Annotated in this window: 14 protein-coding genes and 1 tRNA gene; 5 read left to right on the forward strand and 10 right to left on the reverse strand. The window is 36.8% G+C overall.

The features are described 5' to 3' along the window. Window positions 1-12 precede the first annotated feature (12 nt). From AC57AW_RS11590 to AC57AW_RS11605, 4 genes are all read left to right on the forward strand, one after another. Window positions 13-4806 carry an RHS repeat-associated core domain-containing protein gene (locus AC57AW_RS11590; RefSeq protein ID WP_496352002.1) on the forward strand — a complete coding sequence of 1598 codons (4794 nt, stop codon included), beginning with the start codon at window positions 13-15 and terminating at the stop codon, window positions 4804-4806. A 6-nt stretch (window positions 4807-4812) separates the two neighbouring features. After that, window positions 4813-5403 (forward strand): hypothetical protein, encoded by a 591-nt coding sequence (locus AC57AW_RS11595; protein ID WP_496352003.1) that lies wholly within the window; start codon window positions 4813-4815, stop codon window positions 5401-5403. A 64-nt stretch (window positions 5404-5467) separates the two neighbouring features. Further along, the gene (locus AC57AW_RS11600; protein ID WP_318847819.1) at window positions 5468-5962 is read left to right on the forward strand and encodes a hypothetical protein; all 495 of its coding nucleotides are present in this window, start codon (window positions 5468-5470) and stop codon (window positions 5960-5962) included. A 216-nt stretch (window positions 5963-6178) separates the two neighbouring features. Then, window positions 6179-6263 (forward strand) — tRNA-Ser (locus AC57AW_RS11605). Between the two features lie 424 nt (window positions 6264-6687). On the opposite strand, the gene AC57AW_RS11610 is transcribed toward AC57AW_RS11605, so the two are convergent. The 10 genes from AC57AW_RS11610 to AC57AW_RS11655 form a co-directional block, all read right to left on the reverse strand. Next, window positions 6688-7332 carry a response regulator gene (locus AC57AW_RS11610; protein ID WP_496352004.1) on the reverse strand — a complete coding sequence of 215 codons (645 nt, stop codon included), beginning with the start codon at window positions 7330-7332 and terminating at the stop codon, window positions 6688-6690. Continuing rightward, complete coding sequence (locus tag AC57AW_RS11615) at window positions 7332-8066, reverse strand: sensor histidine kinase (protein WP_496352005.1); 735 nt, start codon at window positions 8064-8066, stop codon at window positions 7332-7334. The genes AC57AW_RS11610 and AC57AW_RS11615 overlap by 1 nt, the downstream gene beginning before the upstream one ends. A 61-nt stretch (window positions 8067-8127) precedes the next feature. Further along, a complete protein-coding gene (locus AC57AW_RS11620; RefSeq protein WP_496352006.1) occupies window positions 8128-10125 on the reverse strand; it encodes a response regulator in 1998 nt (665 codons plus the stop codon). Window positions 10126-10152: 27 nt separating this feature from the next. Beyond that, window positions 10153-11586, reverse strand: coding sequence for a hypothetical protein (locus AC57AW_RS11625; RefSeq protein WP_496352007.1), 1434 nt, complete (start codon window positions 11584-11586; stop codon window positions 10153-10155). A gap of 10 nt (window positions 11587-11596) precedes the next feature. Further along, complete coding sequence (locus AC57AW_RS11630; protein WP_496352008.1) at window positions 11597-14401, reverse strand: hypothetical protein; 2805 nt, start codon at window positions 14399-14401, stop codon at window positions 11597-11599. 9 nt (window positions 14402-14410) lie between these two features. After that, window positions 14411-15211, reverse strand: a complete 801-nt coding sequence (locus AC57AW_RS11635) for a fimbrial biogenesis chaperone (protein WP_496352009.1) — start codon at window positions 15209-15211, stop codon at window positions 14411-14413. A gap of 81 nt (window positions 15212-15292) precedes the next feature. Beyond that, a complete protein-coding gene (locus AC57AW_RS11640) occupies window positions 15293-15838 on the reverse strand; it encodes a peptidoglycan-binding protein LysM (RefSeq protein ID WP_318846235.1) in 546 nt (181 codons plus the stop codon). A gap of 202 nt (window positions 15839-16040) precedes the next feature. Next, on the reverse strand, window positions 16041-16586 hold the full coding sequence (locus AC57AW_RS11645; protein ID WP_496352010.1) for a peptidoglycan-binding protein LysM: 546 nt from the start codon (window positions 16584-16586) through the stop codon (window positions 16041-16043). 362 nt (window positions 16587-16948) lie between these two features. Continuing rightward, window positions 16949-17494, reverse strand: coding sequence for a peptidoglycan-binding protein LysM (locus AC57AW_RS11650; RefSeq protein ID WP_496352011.1), 546 nt, complete (start codon window positions 17492-17494; stop codon window positions 16949-16951). A 200-nt stretch (window positions 17495-17694) separates the two neighbouring features. Then, window positions 17695-18237, reverse strand: coding sequence for a peptidoglycan-binding protein LysM (locus tag AC57AW_RS11655; protein WP_318846233.1), 543 nt, complete (start codon window positions 18235-18237; stop codon window positions 17695-17697). Between the two features lie 443 nt (window positions 18238-18680). On the opposite strand from AC57AW_RS11655, the gene AC57AW_RS11660 reads away from it, so the two are divergent. After that, a complete protein-coding gene (locus tag AC57AW_RS11660) occupies window positions 18681-21644 on the forward strand; it encodes a response regulator (RefSeq protein WP_496352012.1) in 2964 nt (987 codons plus the stop codon).

Genomic DNA, 21644 nt, shown 5'->3' on the forward strand with positions numbered 1-21644 from the left:
ATTAAAAGAATCATGGCAGATCTGAATAAAAAGACAGTAAAACCCATAAAGGTTGCAAAACCGGATATGAACCCGGACCGCTCTCTGAAGGTGAACGCAGACGTTACTTCGGTTAGCTGGGACAAAACCAAACAGGGGTGGAAAAACGGGATGAAAAATAACGTTGATTCCCTGAACCCTGTTTCTATGGTTAAATCCTTAGCTGGAGGAGACAGCGCACAACCTGGGAAAAGTAGTGGAGGTGGCGGTGGAAGCAGTGCTGTGACTGCCGAAAAAGCAGCTCCGGAAAGTAAAGTAAAACTGATCAAAGTGAATACTCCAGCAATGCCTTCTACTGCAATTCAGCATACAAGTAAGCATTTTGATATTGTACTGGCAATTGATATCCACTGGACGCTGATCCCGCCACCACCTTCATTTATGTTGATTCCTCTGCCGTTGCCGCATCCTTTTATCGGGATTGTTTTTGACATCATGGACTACATTACGATCACTATTCCGATTCCACAGTTTGCAAGAAATCTGATGCCGTCACTGCCGGAAAGTATTCCGATGGGAGGCTCTATATACGTTCACGGAAGACACAAAGCAACTACCACAACCAGTGTTATGGGAGTCGTGATTCCGTTTAAACATATCACATCCTTGATTCCGGTGTATCTGATACCTTTTCCTCAGGAGGCACCACACGAAGGAGAAGTCTATTATGGTTCACAAACTGTTTTGGCGCAGGGAAGTAAAATGAGTGGAAACCAGCCTCAACAGGTTCTTACCTGTATGGGATTCCCTTTCGGGATGACTATGCTGCCTGCCATGCCGGATAAGCCAAAGAAAAACCCATTGGCCTATTTTGCCTTCTATAATAATTTTTCAAGCATGTATATCCAGATCAATACGGGAGGTCCTGTATTGGTGGGAGGAGCTTTTGTTCCCCATGTTTATACACCCGGAGAAATGCTGATGCGTCTTGCAGGGATGTTTTTAATGAGAAGCCTGACCAAGAAAATAGGGAAACTGGGTGCGAATGGATTAAAGAAACTCAATAACAGTGTTCTCAAGAAAGCACCATTCAATAAGTTCAAGTTTGCGAATGCCTTATCCAAGAAATTATGTCATTTAGGACTCGAGCCTGTCAATTTCGTAACTGGGGCAATGGTTTTTGAGTGGGATGATTTTGCCATTCAGGGGAGTACACCTTTAACCTGGAGAAATGTATGGCATAGTGACAGACCTTATGATTTTGGACCTTTGGGAAATGCTGTCTTTAATAATCATGATTTGTTTATCCTTCCTGAAGAAGACAATAAGTTTGCCGGATGGATGCATCCTGACGAAAATATAGCTATGCTGATTCCTGCACCTGAAATAGGAGAAGAAATGACCTATTTCAGAGACCAGAAGATATGGCAGTATAGACCAAGCAGCAGTATCTGGATTGTTCGTAAAGGAACTGATATCTATACCTATAAACGTTTTCATCATATTACAGAAGGTACAATATATAAGGTAAGTCGCATTGAATATGGTGACGGAACCATCCGGGAATATGAGTATGAAGATCGTAGTATTGTCCTGAAAAGAATCAAAGATGTTAAGAGCGGATTTAGTATAGAAACGGCTGTTCATCCAGAGCATAAGAAAGTAAAAGAAGTATTTTACTGCTATAAAAAACAGAGAGATCTTCAGGTTCGCTATGATTATGATGATCACGGGAATCTTACTCATGTCTGGGATATTCACAAAAAAGCCATTGTCTTTGAATATGATGGAGAAAACCATGTTGTCCGAAGAACCAACAGAAACGGAATGAGCTATCAGTGGGAATATGATGCAGAAGGAAGAGTAGTTCATACCAAAGGAGTGGACGGGTACATGGAAGGTAGGCTTCTTTATAATGAGGAGGAAGGCTTTACAGAGGTAATATATCCTAAACAGAACAATAAAACAGAGCGTTATTATTATGATGAAAATTTTCTTGTTTACCAAAAAGTAGATGGAGAAGGTGGAGAGTACTGGTACGATTATACCGCTCACAACGAATTGAAAATGATAGGAACTCCGGAAGGAAAAGTTCAGGGATACACCTATGATGAGATGGGAAATATTAAAATTTTCCATAGTCTTGATGGCGAAGAATATCATTATCAATACAACGAGTTCGGGCAGGTTTTAGCCCGTTTATCCCCTTCAGGGGTTTCAGAAACATGGAGCTATGATGAAGATGGGAAGCTGATAAGTTATACAGATCCCACTGAAGATAGTATTTATTATGAATATGCTGATGGCGAAGGAATTCCTGAAAAATGTATAAGAGAAAATATTACAACACATTACGAGTATAATAAGAGAGGTCAGCTCATTCAACTGACCAATACTATCGGAGTTGAGCAGTACTGGAAATATGATGAATATGGAAGACTTCTGGTCTTTAGTCCGGAACCTTTGAACAGAATTCTTTGGAACAGGGATGAAATGGGAAGAGTAGTAGAAGTGAATGAACAGGGACAATTGCCATTAAAACTTCGTTACGATGCATATGATCTTCCGGTTTATGCTACAGATGGGCGTGCAGAATGGCTGATGAGCTATACGCCAATGGGAAGTCTGAAGCGGCAGGTTCGCCGGAATGCTATTACCAGTAAAAAAGAGGAAACACTTGCTTTTGGATATGATGCTTATGAAAACTTAATGAGCATTACCAACCAAAAAGGAGAAACTTATTCTTTTGAAAGAAATAATAACAGTGAAATAATTGGTGAAACAGGTTTTGATGGTCTGAAAAAATTCTTTGTAAGAGATAAAGACGGGCTGGTGACCCAAACCAGAACCCCACACGGAAAAAATATTTTTTATGAATATGATCTGGCGGGAAGACTGACTCAGACTCATTATCCTGATGGTTCATGGGAAGCGTATCAGTATAATACTTCAGGATTATTAATTAAGACAGATAATGAAAACAGTAGCGTTGCCTTTCAGAGAAATAAATTAGGATTGGTTACCAACGAGCAGCAAGGTGAGCATTCCATTCAATATGAATATGACAACCATGGGAATCTACTCAGTTTAAAGAGTAGTTTGGGAGCAGAAATCGGGTATTCTTATAATGATCTTGATCAGCTGAAAACAGTAACTGCTGCCCATCAGAATGCTAATACTCCATGGCAGATGAATCTTGAAGTGAGCCGTAACGGGCAGATGCTTTCCCGCGAAATGACAGGAGGGGTGGAAAGCACTTTTGAATTTGATCACCTTGGAATACCAATAAGCCAGAAAATAACAGTCAATAAAACAAATACGACTTTCCATAAAGATTATGACTGGGGCATTGGAAGCCGTTTGTTACACATTCTGGACAGAGTAACTGGCGGAAGGGTAAGATTTGATTATGATGCTTTTGGAAGCCTTGTGTCTGCAGAATACTCTAATGGAGAAATACAGTATAAAAATCCTGATGAAATAGGCTGTTTGTATGAAAGTGCAAAGCAGACAGACCGTATCTATGATAAAGGAGGAAAGCTGATGCGTGATAAAAACTGGTTTTATCATTATGATGAAGAAGGCTGCTTACTGCTGAAAAGTAAACGTCCCATCAATAACATTAAACCTGAACATACAGAAAAATACGAAGATACTCATCCTTACTATAAAAACATTGCCTCAGATTGGCTGAACAGCCCAAAACTGCCTGATGGAAATACTTTACCTGACTTATATAAAGATCCTTCAACAGAAGTTCAAAAACAGGAATGGGAATCTGGAGATTGGGCCTATTCATGGAATGCCAACAGAATGCTGGCGAAAGTTAAGCGCCCAAATGGTAAAGAAATAAGTTTTGAATATGATGCTCTGGGAAGAAGAATTTCAAAAACTACAGAGAATAGAGTAAGCCGCTTTGTATGGGATGCTAATCTTATTTTACATGAATGGAGCTATGATACAGAAGAAATCCCTAAAACACACATCAATGATGAGGGTAAACTGGAATCTGAAGATGAAACAGTAAAGAATCTTATCACGTGGGTATACGAGAGAGGAGTATTTGTTCCTTCTGCAAAAATTGTAAACGGAGAGCACTTTAGTATAATTTCAGATTATATGGGAAGACCTGTACAATCTTATAATGATAATGGAGAGCTCATCTGGAGTGCAGAGTCTGATATATATGGAAATCTGAGAAACACGAAAGGAGATCCGTTTTTCATTCCGTTCCGGCAGCTTGGGCAATATGAAGATCAGGAACTAGAAGGACTTTATTATAACAGATGGAGATATTATGATTCTTCTTCAGGAACGTATATATCAAAAGACCCCATCGGATTAATGGGGAATAATGATACTATGTATGCCTTTGTAAGCGACAGTAACAGCTGGGTTGACATCTTTGGTCTGCATAACGATCCTGTCAACTTTTTGCAGGAATTGGTTAAGGATGCGCACAGTACTCTTGGCGACGCTAAAGGATTTAGTGTAACGGCTGTGGGTACTGATGGTAATGGTAACTATTACGTTTCTTCAAGTAAGAAATATGTGCCAAAGCAGATAAAAGACTGGGCCAAAGAAATGGGTGTCACTGTGATTCAGAGTAAAGCAGATAATGTTCACGCTGAAGAAGCCCTAATCAATGCTAAAAAAGGCATTAAAGAAATTGAGCCAAGCACTAAAATTTGTATTGATTGTGAGCATCACATGAATAATAATAATGTTAAATTTGAAGAAGCTACAACGGGTAAGTTTAGCAAAAACCGTCAGGAAGGAGGAAAATATCATATTCCTGAAGGAAAATATCAACCAAAATATAAATAAACAGATATGAGCGAAAATTCGGTTAAGGAAAAATCATTAAACCTAAGTAAAGAAAATAAAATCAAATTTAATCTGTCATCACTCATAAGAATTAAAGACTTGTATCAACTTTTTGAGGAAGAAATTAAAGATGATGATTATGAGTATGCCCAACGTTTTAAAAATGGAAGTACACAGCTTGCTGAGTTTTCAGATTATGTTTTAAATAGTGTTTTTACAGGTAATGAACTGAATTCTGCAGGTATTGAGAGATTCAATACCCTTGAAAGTTTAGCTCCTGAAGATGATGAATACAGCAGTTATCAGGCCGCAATTGCAGTTAATATCGCCTTGATTGCCGTTAATATTATTAAAATAGTAAAAGGAGAGGAAGCAAAGATAAAATCAACAATAGATTATACTCTGGATGTAATCAACAACCTTAAATCTGAAGAATTTTTTACCAACGATCCTGATGGTGATGATGAAGAGTGTGAAGAATTTATTGAACAGTTTTATGATAAAGAAATTTCAGCAGAAGATAAACTAATAGACATAATTGATACTATTTCACAAAATGATTTTATAACATTTAATCAAGAAAATATGATCAATTAAGAGACAACATCCACTTGTCAACCTCGAAATGTCAAGTGAAATTTAATCCAAATCCAATCCATATATGAAGAAAATATTCTCTGAACTTAAAGGTTTTGTGGTATTCAGTCCACAGCTTTTAGCAAAATACCTGGAAGAAAATCATCTTCAGGGTAATAATATTTTAAAATATTTTGTAGAAAACGAACATGGGGATGAAATAACGAAATCAGGAATCGCAATCCCCATAATAGGCGTAGAAGAAGATCATTATACATTCCGGGTCTCTATGAACGGCGAAAAGATTCTGAATGATGATGAAGTAGAAGTGGAGTCCAGAGGCTGGGTATTTCAGACCGCTAATAATGAAGTAAGAGTTGTTGGTATTGGCTATTTAAAAGACATTACTTCTATCAATGATGAAAACAGCATTAGTTTATCTCTAGAAAACGGATGGTATTCATTAAAAATACGGGGAGGTAAAAAAGATGGTGAAAGATTATTTGAACTGAATATGCAGAAACAGGACATGCATCCGGCTTTTAGCGGTGATGTCACTACCGAATATTATTACGGCTAAAAAATTTCATTAAAAATATCTATTAGAGCTGAATCCCTTTTGTCAAGGGATAAACAGTTGAATTTTAGCTGTTAATCACTTTGATTTAACAGCCTTGAAAAATAAAATTTTCTTGAAAAAAATAGAAATGTAAATTTTATTAAAAAAATATTTTGTCAGTAATAAAAAACTTTCTATATTTGCACCACTGAAAACAACGGTACTACCGGAGTTTAAGGAGAGATGGCAGAGTGGTCGATTGCGATAGTCTTGAAAACTATTGACTGTAACAGGTCCGGGGGTTCGAATCCCTCTCTCTCCGCTAAAAAGCCTCGAATCAAAAGATTTGAGGCTTTTTTATTGTTGTGAATTTGTCTTAGTATGGATCAAGCGCAAAAGTTGGGGGCTAAGTAAAAAAATGTGTCCGACTTTTTAAATGTTTTTCAATATCACACAATAAACAAAACATTAATCTATTTTTCTTTATAAAAAAGAATAAAATCAGTAATGAATCTCTACCTTAAAAGATTCAGAGCACTCTTTCTTCAAAGGTTTTTTGATTCAGAAAAAAATATATCTGATAATACAGCGAATTCGTGAGCTTGGCTTCTGCCAATCTCTCCTGTTCTGTACATACAACGTGATTTAGCTAAACCTCTCTGGAGGGTAGTAGAGTGAAAAATCTTTTTCAGATGTACAAGATCCCACAATTCTCCAGGATGACAATGCGGGAAATAATAGAATGCTTACTGATTATACAGCCTGAGAATCTCTACCAATTCAGGTATGGATCGTATTTTCAGCTTCTCAAACAGCCTGTTTTTATAAGTACTGATCGTCGATGAATGGAGATTAAGTTGATTAGAAATTTCTTTGAGAGGAAGACCTTCAGCAAGCTTATTGGCAATTTGCAATTCGCGGTCTGATAGTGCTTCGAAGGGTGAGTTTTTTGTCGTGCCATTTATCGATTCTAAAAACATCGCTTCTTTTACATCGTCACTTGCATACCGGCCAGTACTGAGCATTGCCGTCAAAGCAGTTTCAACTACTGCATTGGAGCTTTGTTTACTTAAATAGCCACCGGCACCCATCTTTAGATAACGCATTGCATACACCTCTTCATCTTGAGAAGAAAATATAAGAATTCTTAAGCCGGGTTGGTGCATTTTTATGTAATCAATCGCTTCCTGAACAGAACCATTAGGCATATTAACATCCATGATGGCCAAATCCAATTCTTCCTTTAAAATTACTTTGTACAGTGACTTAAAATCCTCTACTTCAGAGATTATAGCATCAGGGCGGAGGCGTTGTATGGTTTGTATTAAACCCATCCTGACAATACCATGATCATCTGCTACAATAATACGAACGTTTACTTTTAAACCCATTATTCTATAAATTTACGTACAAAAATGGAAACCGTAGTGCCTTTATTTCCAGTGGAAGTGATTTGAATGTTTCCGTGCATCAAGGATACAAAATTTTTTACAATTTTCAAACTTAATCCAACTCCTTTCTCACCAGCAGTACCAAGGAATAAGGGGTTGCCATAAGTGAAGATTTCAGATACATATTTTTCATCCATTCCCGTTCCGAAGTCAATCACGGAAATTGTCACCTGATGATCATCTGTAACTTCCTGCAAGTGAATATCGTTCCCAGAAAAAGAGTATTTTACTGCATTATTTAAAATTTTGTCTAAAACATATTCCAGTAACAAACGATCGGTAGTAACAAATGCTTTGGAATCTTCTTTAAAATGAAATCTAATGTTTTTTTCTTTTAGTTTAGCAGCATATTTTTCTTCAAAATGGTGAAAAAGATCCACCACCATGATTTTCTCAGGTTTAATCTTAAATTCCCCATATTGCGTTTTTAACCAAGAGGTGCTGTCCTGAATGGTTTGCAGATTCTTCTGGGCATCGAATTTTAACTGTGGCAACAATTTAAAAAAATCTTCCTCACTTATGGTCTTTTCTTCTACCGCTTCTATCAGCCACAGAAAATTTCCAAACATTTCTTTTGAATCGTGAGACAATATCGAGATCAGTCCATTTTTAAAACTGATTTCATTTTCCAGTCTTTCGATTTTTAATTGTAGTTCGTTATTAGGGTCATTCATAAATTCTGTATCAAAGCTTAAAAAAATCTACTCCGGTATTTTTGTAAGCATAGTTTATTATTTATTCTTTTTCGATTTCTGTACCAAACCATTTTTGAATCATATTAGACAGGGTTTGTTTTAATAAAGGTTTGGTTAAAAAATCTGACATTCCGGCTTGCATACATTTTTCTTTCTCACCAGGCAGGCTCCCTGCTGTTAGTGCAATAATAGGGATTTCGATGTTTTTTTCCAAGGCTCTTATTTCTTTGGTTGCTTCAATACCATTGAGATGAGGCATCTGAATATCCATTAAAATAAGATCAGGATTCTCTTTTTGGTATTTTTCAACCGCTTCAGTGCCATCTTTTGCCTCGATGATGAAAGCTTGAGGAATAATATCCTTTAAATAAGTTTTGGTAAGAAGTAAATTAATAGCATTATCCTCCGCAATTAAAATTTTTATTTCGCGCTCGTTCACTTCATTTGCTGCATTTTTTATTTGCTCCGGTTTTTTCTTTTCAGAACTCTTTAAGGCGGATAAAACCTGGTACATCTGTTTCATACGAATCGGTTTTACAAGCCGATTTTCTATTTCTAATTCGTCACATGCAGCCTGTAAATTACTATCATCGGACGAGCTGTACAAAACAACATACGGCGCTACGTGGTTGGTATCGGGAATAATACTTTTCATTTTTCTAATGGTTTCAATGCCATCCATGATGGGCATATGATAATCCATAATGATCACATCGAATTTGGATTTGTCCATGATCAATAGCAAAGCCTTCAACCCGCTATCGCATTCCGTTACTTCGATATTTTTTCTTTCCAGCATCCTTTTCAGGATTTTCCGATTGTTTTCATTATCGTCCACAATCAAAACTCTCTTAATATCAGTTAAGCTTAAATCATACTCCTCTTCCTGCGTGTCAAACAGAATATCAAAGAAAAAGTTGCTGCCCTTCCCCTGATCGCTTTCGAGTTGTAAAACACTGCCGGCAAGTGTCAGGATTTGGTTCGAAATGGTGAGTCCCATACCAGTACCCCCATATCTTTTAGTGATACTGCCATCTTCCTGTGAAAAAGGGTTGAAAATTTCAGCCTGTTTTTCGCTGCTAATTCCAATACCTGAATCTCGAACTCCAAATCGGATTCGTCTTTTTCCTTCTCCTAAATCATCTAAAACTTTAACATATAAAACAATCTCACCTTCCTCAGTAAATTTTAAAGCATTGCTCAAAAGGTTGACGAAAACCTGTTTTAAGCGCATCTCATCAGTCCAAATATATCTAGGTATGGTGTCGTCAATATCAATGAGCATTTCTAATTGCTTTTTAGTATTACTGTACGCAACAATATTGAAGGCTTCTGAAACCAGTTCTTCGATCTCTACTTTATCTAGATTTAGCTTAAGTTTTTGCTTTTCTAATTTTGAGAAGTCCAAAATATCGTTGATGATGCTGTAGAGGGATACACCAGATTGGTTGATGATTTCCAGGTACTGTCTCTGTGTTTCGTTCAGATTCGTTTCCAGAAGGAGCTCTGTAAAACCGATAATCCCATTTAACGGGGTTCTGATCTCATGACTCATATTGGCCACAAACTCTGATTTTAAAGCATAGGCTTTTTCTGCTAGTTCTTTTTCTTTACTCAAATGCCATTTTGACGCTTGGTTCAATATCTTGTTGACCAACTCTTCCTCTGCTTTATCTAAATTTTTCTCTTCCTTGTCGAATAAATTTAAATGAGCGATCAGATTGTCCTCAAGACCGGGGATGGGATAACTTCTATGAAATTTAAATTCCACGTTCTTAAACTCATAAACCGAAGTCTGGTCTTCCAAAATAAAGTGTGGATTCTGGGGATAGATCTGATTGAGGGACGCATCACTGGAAGCGAGAACATAAACTTGCCCTTCCGTGGTAATGCTCATGGTGCAAATCTCCATGTTGATCATCTTAGCCGCCGCGAACACTAAGAAATCAAAAACATCGGTATATTTTTTTTCGAATGCATTTAATTTATCAATATAGTGCTGATCCGGTGATTGACTATTGCCATTAATATGGTCCATAAGGAAGAGTTTTTTTAGAAAGTATTGTTAAATTGCTGTAAAGCTATAATAAACATTGATAGAGTAGGTGGTATTTTCCTTCCCTACCAAACTTTGGGCACCTGCAGGTGATATGGTGTATTTTACGTTCAGTCCCCGGTCCAAAACCGGTGCTCCGTTAAAGAGTATTTTTTGAGGCGTTTTGGATAATGGAGCATTTACAGAACTTCCATCTATGCCAATTTGTAATATGTTGGAATTGATGTTGGTCTGCAGACCGCCTTTCTTGAAATAATTTTCGTCCGATTTTACATAGAGCTCAAAATTTTCATTATTGGATAACATAATTTGGTTGGGAATCATTTGTGACTGACCATTGGTGTATTGGGCCGCGGTATTAAAATTGAAGTTTACATTGCGCCCGGAACTGGGGATGGTGATCTCTGACAGAGGAAGCACTTTTAACTGAACAGCCGTATTTTGCAAACTGTTAATTGAGTTATCTGTACTTCTGGCATTGAAGTTCAATTCAAACGTATAAGTTCCGGCTTCAAAAAAAAGGTTTTTAAAATCATCCGCAGACACATAAAGCTCCGGGATAAAGCTGTTTCTGTTTCCCGCTACAACACTGAAATTAGCAGCGGAAAAATTCTGGAAATCGGCAGATAAGGCTTTGGTTGTAAGTGCAGCTCCATTACTACCCAACTTAATGTTTGCTATATTCCTGGTTCCTGGAACACCTTTAGAAGAGGTGAACTGAATGTTTGTGGAAGCAGCTTTCGCCCAAAAATTAAAATCAACTGTATGCGCGATTTCTGTATTCCCCAAATCCCACACCCGTGTGCTAGTATTGCGGTAGTCATTCAAAGAAGATATTTCTATGTATTTTGTTAAAGAGTTTGCAACCCATCGCATAGATGAAGGAATGACTAAAATTGTTTTAAAATTACGTGGTGTGAAGTCATTATAGTTCTGAGTTATATCCATGGAGTAATTCCCGGCCCGGAAGGCATTGGCAGTAAATTGTGAGGAAGGAATTTTAAATGTAAAATTGATATTTCCCCGGTTGAATCCTCCCCCGATACTGAGTGATGGTGGTTCAAACCATTTTACAGCACTTGTACTGAACGACTGAAAACCTGGCAAATAACCTGAAAGTCCAGTATAGGGTAGCTGCCCGCCCATACTTTCTAACTGCCACAGAAGAGTGGAGCTGGGTAAAGTAGATGAGGAAGAAGAGTGAGTAAAAGTTGGTCCGGAAACAGAGGTAAATGTAGGAGCTGTTGGGAGTAATCCCAAAAAGGCATAATCCCAGTTTGTTCTGTTGGCGTTCGTCATTACCCTTGTAGGTACTGAAGTAAATTCGCTCCTGTTAAAAATATTACTGTCAGGAATCGACAGGTACACATCCTGAGCTTTAGTGACTGTAGACCCGCAGAACACGGTAAAAATTCCTATTAGAAAAACCCTCATCTTTTTCATACTTTTAAATTTAAAACTTTTTCACCTTAATGGTGGTGTCTTTCTTCTTATATTCAAAAACTACGGTTTTTGAATACCCTTCTTTTGTCACCTGAATAGTTTGGGTGGGTTGTGTATAGCTGTATTTGTCATTTTCAATATAGAGGTTGTATTTTCCATCTTTCAGGAAAAACTCAAACTCATTTTTTTGGTTCACCACAGCAGTATAGACCATGCCATCTTCACTTTTTGCATACACCACTATTCCGGTTACATCCGTTTCCAAAACATCGTAGGCTTGCTTGATCTCTGTTAATTTCCCACTTACCCTGATGTTTTTTACCAAGCCCACTTTGCGGTTAATATTGCTATGTACCATAATGACAGGATCCATCATCAATCGGGCACCCGCACTTTCGTTCACCTTTAGTGTGTAAGTACCTTCAGGCACATTCTGAAAAACTACTTTTCCATTCTTATCCGTCATCGCTACATAATTGTCCAGTTTTACAATTTCATTAGCAAGTACCGATTCGCCGGACTCCAGAAGTCCATTGAAATTTTTGTCTTCAAAGAACTGGAACGACACTCTATGATTTCCAAGAGCCGTAGCTGTGGTAAAATATTTTTTAATCCCCACTCTGAACTGATAATAACTGCCACTGGTTGCATATTCAGCCGTAGATTTATAACCGGAAAGATTAAAATAACCTGTGGTAGACCATGAAGGTGAAATCTTATATTCCAGATTACCAGTGATATTACTGTTTAAATTTTTATAAAGTTCTGAATAGAAGGCTCCCGCTGAAAAAGATCCAGTCAGATTATGATTAAACATCTGGAAATTATATGAGGCGTAAACGTTATAGTTGGCGAAATTACGGCTTACATCATAATAAGAATTTAAATCAAAGACACTGGTTGCGTTCCATTGGGCTGTTCCGTTGAGAGAGAATGATTTATATCTGTAAGATAAAGTTGTTTTCAAACTGTTGAACCAGTCCGCTTTATTGTTCTCTTTTGAATAAGAGTATTCTGCCGTCAGGTTCAATCCGTGGGCACCTAATGTAGTGCTGATATTAGCTTCCAACCGGTATGAAAAAAGTTCCTGGGATGTGTAAAAATTAGCTGTTTTTTGCTTTTCAACCTTTGGAGACAGTAGAAAACTCCACTTCTTTAAAGAAAACTGATAACCTAATCCCAAAGCTTCTGTACTGTTGAAATAATAACGTAAATTAGAGGTATTCCCAGGTTGGGTTGATGCACCCTGAAAACTCAGGAATTCGGGCTCTATCTGTGAATTCTGATATTGTATAAAAGCACGCTGAGAGGTAGAAAATTGGCGGCCAATCCTTTGATTTGAGAAAAAGGATCCCCTTTTGATCCCTGCATAACTTTTGGTAGCAAAGGAATTGACAGATTGTATATCCCAGTTCCCTATTTTTCCATCGTAATTGGCTCCCATTGAAGCTCCTGCGTTTTCATCTTTGTTCAAAAGGCCTTTTTCGTGGCTCAGACCAACCTCAGTGCGGATTGTGTTTTTATCATTTATTAAAAATGATGTTACCGCATTCGCCACCTGCGTATCTATGTTAAAGCGCGGATCATGATCGAATATATAAGACACTTTCCCATTGAAAGATTTAGCATTCCCAAAAGCATATTTTGCACCCGCGATGGTAGATCCTTCTGTTTGTTGGAAATAAGTACCATACAGATTATAATTATTTTCCAGCGCAAGAATTTCAATCTGATTATTGTTACCAAATTTGGTAGAAACTTTCCCACCTCTTCCGAAAACCGGATAATCGTAATCACTGCTATTAACATTTCCCAACCGTAATACTGTATTTTTTCTCTCCAGCTCCAGCCAGGTATCATAGAGGTTATAACGGCCGTCTTCAACATAGTAATCTGCACCAATATTGAAGCTCGATTTTAAATTATCAGTCACCCGAAACGCTGTATTCCCCCTCAATTGAAGATAATTGAAACCTGAACTGTTTTCATTATAGCTGATTTCCGCAAAATTACTTCCGCTCAACGCTTCGTTTCCGCGGGCAAGTTGTCTGTTGTGCGACAAAATGACTAAGTAAAGCGTGTTGCTTCCCACGATTTTATTATCAAGCAGGTCTGTGACAATTGCATTAATATTAAATTCCGGATAAAGTGTATTCTGTTTTCTTACCGCAATTTTGATCTCAACCGTTTGTTTTTCCAGACCTTCCAGAGATATGGTTTGTTGTTTTGGCATTATTTCCAAACCGTCAGGAATGGATTGCAAATCAATTCTAACAGTTCGTTTACTATAACCCTGATTTTCTACAGTCAACAGAATTGAAGATTGGGGCAATGCGGGGTTAATGAAATTTTCGTAGGTGGCGGTATAAACTGCGATGTTTTTGTTCTCTTCTTTAGCAACGAAGAAAGAGGCATTTTCAGTTTTGGTAACTGTTGGGCTGGTATACGAAACCTGAAATTTGATCTCATTGGATCTCAGTTTCATAAAATCCACGTTGGCGATCAGTTTCACAGGAAGATTTTTAGACTGACCTGCGCCTAAGGTAAAGTCATTTTTGGGATAAAAAAGCAATCCCGGATATTTTTCCTGAGGTATGATATTCTGAATGGTAATCTCTTCAGAACTTTTATTCTCAATGACCAGAAAATTAGTAAAAGTAGAACCTTTCTCAACAGCAACACTGTCATTTTCAAAATGGATTTGAATATCCTTCTTTTCCTGCGCAAAAGCCCACGAAAATTGCAGAAGAACAAATACAAAAAATAAGATTGTTCTTCTTAGTACTGATATTGATATTCCATTCTGTGGTTTCAAAGCTTAATTTTAAAATTTAAAGTTTTTTTCTCCTACACGTAAATCATTGGATTCTGCCATTTTGATAATAGCCACACCAAGGAAGTTCCCTGAAATATTCTCTGGTAAAGAAAATTGAACAACCTGATTGGTATCCGGAAGCATGGAGATAGAAATTGAAGGCAATTTTATTTCCTTACCACTGTCTGTGTTGGTTAGTTCAAACTCAACGGTGGCATCATTGATAGTGTTTCCATCATTATGGATGCTTACTGCGACTTTTCTGTTCGCTGCATTCTCATTACTTACCTCTGAAATATTGGTAATATCCAAACTTTTCACATGGTTTCCCGGTGGAGTATAAAAGATGTGAAGTCCCACCTCAAACAAGGTGATAATACCAATACCATTTTGAACACGTGCCTTATCTGCCTGCTGAGGAAGTTGCGTGAAAAACAACATACTGTTCGTAACGGCAGACTGTGATGCGTTTGCCGGGATCTGCATGGTTACTACAATCTCCTTTGTACTTTTCGCAGGAACTGTTACAGCATTTTCTAAGGTGGAGATCCAGGAGGCATTGGAAATTTTTGAACTGCCTGCCTCAAGATAAACCTTATTTCCGTCTTCTTCTCTAACCCAATCTTTATAGTTGAGATTAAAAACATAATCCTTGTCCGAGCTGTTTTGAAGCGTGACTGTCTTTGTTACTTTTTCTCCTGGATTACCTGTGAAAAACAAGCGTGTAGGTGACATAGAGATACTTTGTGCCAGAAGTGAAGAAGACCCTGTAAGGATAAAGAAAATGAAAAGGTGAATAAACTTGTGCATGGTGTAAATAGTTTAATAATAAAAGATTCCCAAAACTACTGAAAACATAGCAAAAGGAACCTTTGCAAACTAAAAATTTAATTATAAAGCAGTCGCAGTATACGTTACTGTTTGTGTATAAGTTCCGGCTGGTTTACCTAAAATATCAGAAGATGATGACTTTGCCGCTGGAATAGTGTAGTCCAAATTTAGTGTTAATGCACTTCCAAGCGGAGCGTTTGATACTAAAGTTTGATCCGTTGCAGATAAAACAACAGCGCTTTTTGTTCCACCCATTGTTCCGGCAGCTGTAGCTGCTTTGATAGTCAAAACATTTACAGGGATTAAGTTGGTTCCATTCATGAAATTAGCACCTCCTGCTTTTACTTTAACATTAAAGTTTTTTGTTGAAGTAACTTTTAAAGAGTTGGCTTTAGTAATCGTTTGATCAGAGTTATAGTCTGCTGCAGTAGCATAGTTAAAGTCAACCGTGTTACCAATTGCAGTACTTCCTGCGTCGATAGAGATTACATCGTTCAGAGTAATGTTTACTGTTGTGGTTGCTGTTGTATTTTGAGCTTGAACATTGTTCGTTCCTAATATGATTGCTCCAAAAGTTAAGGCTGCGATTACGATTTGTTTTTTCATGATGGTAATATTTAATTTTTATTCTTGTTTAATTGTTCTCTTTTGAACACTACAAATCTACAGCGACGATAAAAGTTTCTTTGTAGTGGAAAACGGAAGTTCATGTAGTAAAATCACTACAGGATTACTCATTTGGTTTAAATAGAAAAACCCTCAGTACTGAAAAGTGCTGAGGGCAAATATATTGATGTGTTTTTTTTTATTATAAAGCAGTCGCAGTATACGTTACTGTTTGCGTATAAGTTCCGGCTGGCTTACCTAAAATGTCAGAAGATGAAGATTTTACCGCTGGAATAGTGTAGTCTAAATTCAGTGTTAATGCACTTCCAAGCGGGGCATTTGATACTAAAGTTTGATCCGTTGCAGATAAAACTACAGCGCTTTTTGTTCCACCCATTGTTCCGGCAGCTGTAGCTGCTTTTATAGTCAGAACATTTACAGGGATTAAGTTCGTTCCATTCATAAAATTAGCTCCCCCCGCTTTAACTTTAACATTAAAGTTCTTTGTGGAAGTAACTTTTAAAGAGTTGGCTTTGATAATTGTTTGATCAGAGTTATAGTCTGCTGCAGTAACATAGTTAAAGTCAACCGTATTACCAATTGCAGTACTTCCTGCATCGATAGAGATTACATCGTTCAGGGTAATGTTTACTGTTGTGGTTGCAGTAGTATTTTGAGCTTGAACATTATTAGTTCCTAATATGATTGCTCCAAAAGTTAAGGCTGCGATTACGATTAGTTTTTTCATGATAGTAATATTTAAATTTTATTTTTATTTAATTGTTCTCTTTTGTATACTGCAAATTTACAGCGGTGATAAAGGTTTCTTTGTAGTGGAAAATGGAAGTTCATGTAGTAAAATCACTACACGGGTTGTTCATTTGACTTCAATAATAAAACCCTCAACACTTTCTAAGTATTGAGGGAGTATATAAATTCCTGTTATTTCTATTATAAAGCTGTAGTAATATAATCTACCTTACAGATCACAGATATTTATTCCCAGATTTTGAATTTTATCTATATCGGTACAATACATACAAAATCAAAGGCCTCCTGAGGAAGCCTTCGAAACACCAAATCACAAAATATTAATATGAAAAAATTAACTTATAAAGCTGTTGCAGTATAAGTTACTGTTTGTGTATAAGTTCCTGCTGGTTTACCTAAAATATCAGATGATGATGATTTTACTGCTGGAATAGTGTAATCCAGATTCAGTGTTAATGCACTTCCAAGCGGGGCGTTTGATACTAAAGTTTGATCCGTTGCAGATAAAACTACAGCGCTTTTTGTTCCACCCATAGTTCCGGCAGCTGTAGCTGCTTTGATAGTCAAAACATTTACAGGAATTAAGTTCGTTCCATTCATAAAGTTAGCACCTCCTGCTTTTACTTTAACATTAAAGTTCTTTGTAGAAGTAACTTTTAAAGAGTTGGCTTTAGTAATCGTCTGATCAGAGTTATAATCAGCTGCAGTAGCATAGTTAAAGTCAACCGTGTTACCAATTGCAGTACTTCCCGCGTCGATGGAGATTACATCGTTCAGAGTAATGTTTACCGTTGTGGTTGCTGTCGTATTTTGAGCTTGAACATTGTTAGTTCCTAATATGATTGCTCCAAAAGTTAAGGCTGCGATTACGATTAGTTTTTTCATGATAGTAATATTTAAATTTTATTTTTATTTAATTGTTCTCTTTTGTATACTGCAAATTTACAGCGGCGATAAAAGTTTATTTGTAGTGGAAAATGGAAGTTCATGTAGTAAAATCACTACAGCATTACTCATGTGGTTTAAATAGAAAAACCCTCAACACTAAGTATTGAGGGTTTTTCTATTTAAAAATTGGTATTTACTTACAATGCAGTGGCAGTATAAGTTATTTTTTGTGTATAAGTTCCCTGTGGTTTACCTAGAAGTACCTTGGATGCATTTTCCGCCGAAATAGAATAGGCAATATTTAAAGACTGTTTAGTACCTAAACTTGCATTACTCACCAGCACCTGATCAGTTGTAGATAAAGTGACCTCATTCAGGGTTCCTACCAGACTTCCCCCTGGTATTGCTTTTACCTGTAATATATCTACAGGAATTACGTTTGCACCACTTACAAAGTGTGCACCTTCAGATTTTACCTTTATATCAAAATTTTTAGAGGAAATAATGACTAAACTATTGGGAACGGTCACATTTTTTGATGAATTATAGTCTTTCGTGCTCCCATAATTAAAATCTACAGCACCTTCTGAAGCAACAGAGCCAATGTCCATTGCAATAACGTCCGATAAAATAATATTTACTGATGTACTCACCTGCTCTGAATTTTGTGCCATAACCCGGTGGGTTCCTAAGGCGATTGCTCCCAGAGAAAGTGCAACGATAAAGATTTGCTTTTTCATGATTAATAAATTTAGTGAGGTGTAATAATATGGTCATTTAGACTCATTATAAATCTAATAACATTATCTGACATGACAAAGCCTTCATTGTTATTAATTAATCAATATGACGGTTTCTAATGGATGAGCTGTTATTATCAAGTAATTTTTTATTTCACAGAATGCTTTATTATCGTTTTAGGTAAAAGCTCCTGAATCAAATTAACTTGAATAAGAAAAGAGATGAAGCTCATTTAACTTTTTGTGTTTTGATTCCGAATTTTTGAAAGGCAAGAAAAACAATCAGGAAACCATACAAAATAAACTTTTATAATTTTAGCAACTCCATCTTTAAACGACTTAAATTGATTCATTTTCCAATATCTGCTGACAAATTTCTAAATTAATTTGTAAATATTATAAAATGACCTATTTTTAGTATTTTATTACAAAAATACTATTCAATGCCGAAAAAAATTATAAGAAATCTTCAGATAGGAGTAGTGATTTCTTTGATGCTTCTGATTGCTAGTTCCATAGCATCTTATATAAGCATACATAAGCAAATGGAGAATAGGAAAGACTTCTTGGAAAGTAAGGAATCTATAAGCTTAGCAAAAGATATCTTAAATACTCTTTTAGATGCTGAAACGAGCAATCGGGGATATCAGCTTACCGGCCGGGAAAATTTCCTTGAACCTTTCAATAAAAGTAGGAATGAATATCCGCTGTTTGTTTCTCACAAAGATAGACTTAATCTTAGAGAGAAAGATCAGATTAATATCCTAAATGAACTGCTACATACTTCAGAAATGTTGATGAAAGAATATGTCCTGCTCATTGAGAATCGTAAAAAGGGAATATTAATGAGTCCAGAAGAACTTGTACAAAATAAGGAGGTTATGGACAGATGCCGCATGCTCGTTCAGAAATTTGTAAAACTTGAGGAAGTTCAACTCGCCATAAAAAATGATGATCTGAAGAAGTCTTCGAATTGGACTGTTTTATTTATCATCTTTTCTGCTGTTGCAGCCATCGGTGTAACCCTTTTTGTTTATATACAACTAAAATCTGACCTTATCCGGCGTGGTAAGTTAGAAAACGATCTGTTTTACACTAAGGAAATGCTTGAGGAAACAGGCTCAGTAGCCCAGGTAGGAGGTTGGGAAGCCAATATGAAGACCGGGAAGATCTTCTGGTCTCAAAGTACAAGAGAAATTCACAAAATAGAAAATAATTTCCAGCCTACTTTTGAAAATGCCCTTGGATTTTACAAAGAAAAAAGCGGGGAGAGAATAAAATATCTTTTGAACAGGGCAATACAACAAGGAATTGCTTTTGATGAGGAACTTCAGCTGTTGCGTAATGATGGCGTTACGATTTGGGTAAGAGTAAAAGGTATTCCGGAATTTGAAGGTGATATCTGCAAAAGAGTTTTCGGAATCATTCAGGACATTGATGCCTTCAAAAAAATGTTTTTGGAGGTTACCCGAAAGGAGGCTATAATGCAGTCCTTTGCCACTGATGTTCCTGTTCCTTTGGCCATGTTTGATAAAGACCTTAACTATATTGCCGTAAGCAGCAGATGGAGAGAGGAATTTAGTATGAATAATGTAGATCTTATCGGTAATAATCTTTTCACGATATCACCTAATATTCCCGAAGAAAGAAAAGAGATCTATGACAATGCGCTGTTGGGAAAAACGTACATCAACAGTGACTTTATACTCAAGGTGGAAGGAAAAGAAGAAATTCAGCATTACGACCTTAAAGTCGGACCTTGGTATCTTACAAAAGATGAAGTAGGGGGAGTAATTATTTCCATACAGAATATTACAAATGCTGTAAAGATAAATGAAGAACTGAAAAATGCCAAGGAAACAGCAGATATAGCCAGCAAAGCAAAATCCGAATTTCTGGCCAATATGAGTCATGAAATCAGAACTCCTTTAAACGGAGTTATTGGTTTTTCAGACCTTCTCCTCACGACACCGCTGAATGAAACACAGATGCAATATCTGAATTATATCAATGAATCAGGGGAAAACCTGCTTAGCATCATCAATGATATATTGGATTTTTCTAAAATAGAATCCGGAAAAATGGAACTTTTGATTGAGAAATGTGATGTTTATGATATGTTGGGTCAGGTCATAAATGTTATTATTTATCAATCCCAGAAAAAAAATATCGAACTTCTTCTCAATATTGAACCAGGTCTTCCAAAAATACTTTTTATGGATGAAGCAAGGTTAAAACAGATCTTGATTAATCTTCTGGGAAATGCTGTGAAATTCACAGAAAAGGGAGAAATAGAGCTGAAAGTAGAGAAATTGCGTATGGATGATACTACTGTTGCTCTGCGTTTCTCGGTAAGAGATACGGGGATTGGCATTCCTGTTGAGAAACAAAAGTATATTTTTAATGCCTTTACTCAGGAAAACAGTTCTATCAGTAAACGATATGGCGGCACGGGTCTAGGGCTTACGATCTCAAATAATATCCTGGGATATATGGGAAGCTATTTGTCGCTGAGCAGCGCAAAGGAAAGTGGTTCTGTATTTTTCTTTGACATTGAGCTTCCTTACGAGATCTCTCAATTGAAAGAGGAGGAGGAAATAACTATTAAAACGGCCTTAGTGGTTGATGATAATGAAACCAACAGGATCATTCTTGAGCATATGCTTACCTATAAAAATATCAAATCAACTTTGGCTTCTAATGGGCTGGAGGCACTGGAGATCCTGTTGAAAGGTGATCGGTTCGATGTGATCCTGATGGATTACCATATGCCTATTATGTCCGGATTAGAAACAATAGATAAAATAACAGGGCTGTTCAACCAGCGAAAAGAGACTTCTCCATTTATAATACTTTCTTCTTCTTCTGAAGAACTGGGTATACTTACTTCAGTTAGGAAAATAGAAAATGCACATTTACTGTTGAAGCCTATCAAATCACATGATCTATATAAAACCTTAAAAAAGGTAGACCAAAGTAATGCAGTAGAAATTAGTAAGGATCAGTCTGAGAAAGTTTCGCATTTATTTGCCTCAGAATTAGAAGTGCTTTTGGTTGATGATAACCTAGTGAATATGGTGCTGAATAATAGAATAATGAAGTCTCTTGCTCCCAGTATACATCTAACGGAAGCTGTTAATGGGCTGCAGGCTTTGGAAGAATGCAGGAAAAAGCAGTTTTCCATTATCATGATGGATGTACAGATGCCGATAATGAGTGGTATTGAGGCAACACAAAATATTAGAATGCTGCCGGGATATGAACACATACCTATCATAGGCGTTACAGCGGGAAATGTGCTGGGTGAAAAAGAAAAGTGCCTTGAAGCCGGAATGAATGACTTTCTTCCCAAACCTATACGGCAGGCAGACCTTCTTGAAGTACTCAAAAAATATATTAGTGTTTAG

This window comes from Chryseobacterium sp. BGA-UO-ETr-SB22 (assembly GCF_059567885.1).

What these genes read in the sequence shown, in the direction of transcription:
- AC57AW_RS11610 (WP_496352004.1), bottom strand. Translation starts at nt 7,332, where the DNA reads ATGGGTTTAAAAGTAAACGTTCGTATTATTGTAGCAGATGATCATGGT.
- AC57AW_RS11635 (WP_496352009.1), bottom strand. Translation starts at nt 15,211, where the DNA reads ATGCACAAGTTTATTCACCTTTTCATTTTCTTTATCCTTACAGGGTCT.
- AC57AW_RS11590 (WP_496352002.1), top strand. Translation starts at nt 13, where the DNA reads ATGGCAGATCTGAATAAAAAGACAGTAAAACCCATAAAGGTTGCAAAA.
- AC57AW_RS11640 (WP_318846235.1), bottom strand. Translation starts at nt 15,838, where the DNA reads ATGAAAAAACAAATCGTAATCGCAGCCTTAACTTTTGGAGCAATCATA.
- AC57AW_RS11615 (WP_496352005.1), bottom strand. Translation starts at nt 8,066, where the DNA reads ATGAATGACCCTAATAACGAACTACAATTAAAAATCGAAAGACTGGAA.
- AC57AW_RS11655 (WP_318846233.1), bottom strand. Translation starts at nt 18,237, where the DNA reads ATGAAAAAGCAAATCTTTATCGTTGCACTTTCTCTGGGAGCAATCGCC.
- AC57AW_RS11595 (WP_496352003.1), top strand. Translation starts at nt 4,813, where the DNA reads ATGAGCGAAAATTCGGTTAAGGAAAAATCATTAAACCTAAGTAAAGAA.
- AC57AW_RS11645 (WP_496352010.1), bottom strand. Translation starts at nt 16,586, where the DNA reads ATGAAAAAACTAATCGTAATCGCAGCCTTAACTTTTGGAGCAATCATA.
- AC57AW_RS11625 (WP_496352007.1), bottom strand. Translation starts at nt 11,586, where the DNA reads ATGAAAAAGATGAGGGTTTTTCTAATAGGAATTTTTACCGTGTTCTGC.
- AC57AW_RS11620 (WP_496352006.1), bottom strand. Translation starts at nt 10,125, where the DNA reads ATGGACCATATTAATGGCAATAGTCAATCACCGGATCAGCACTATATT.
- AC57AW_RS11650 (WP_496352011.1), bottom strand. Translation starts at nt 17,494, where the DNA reads ATGAAAAAACTAATCGTAATCGCAGCCTTAACTTTTGGAGCAATCATA.
- AC57AW_RS11660 (WP_496352012.1), top strand. Translation starts at nt 18,681, where the DNA reads ATGCCGAAAAAAATTATAAGAAATCTTCAGATAGGAGTAGTGATTTCT.
- AC57AW_RS11600 (WP_318847819.1), top strand. Translation starts at nt 5,468, where the DNA reads ATGAAGAAAATATTCTCTGAACTTAAAGGTTTTGTGGTATTCAGTCCA.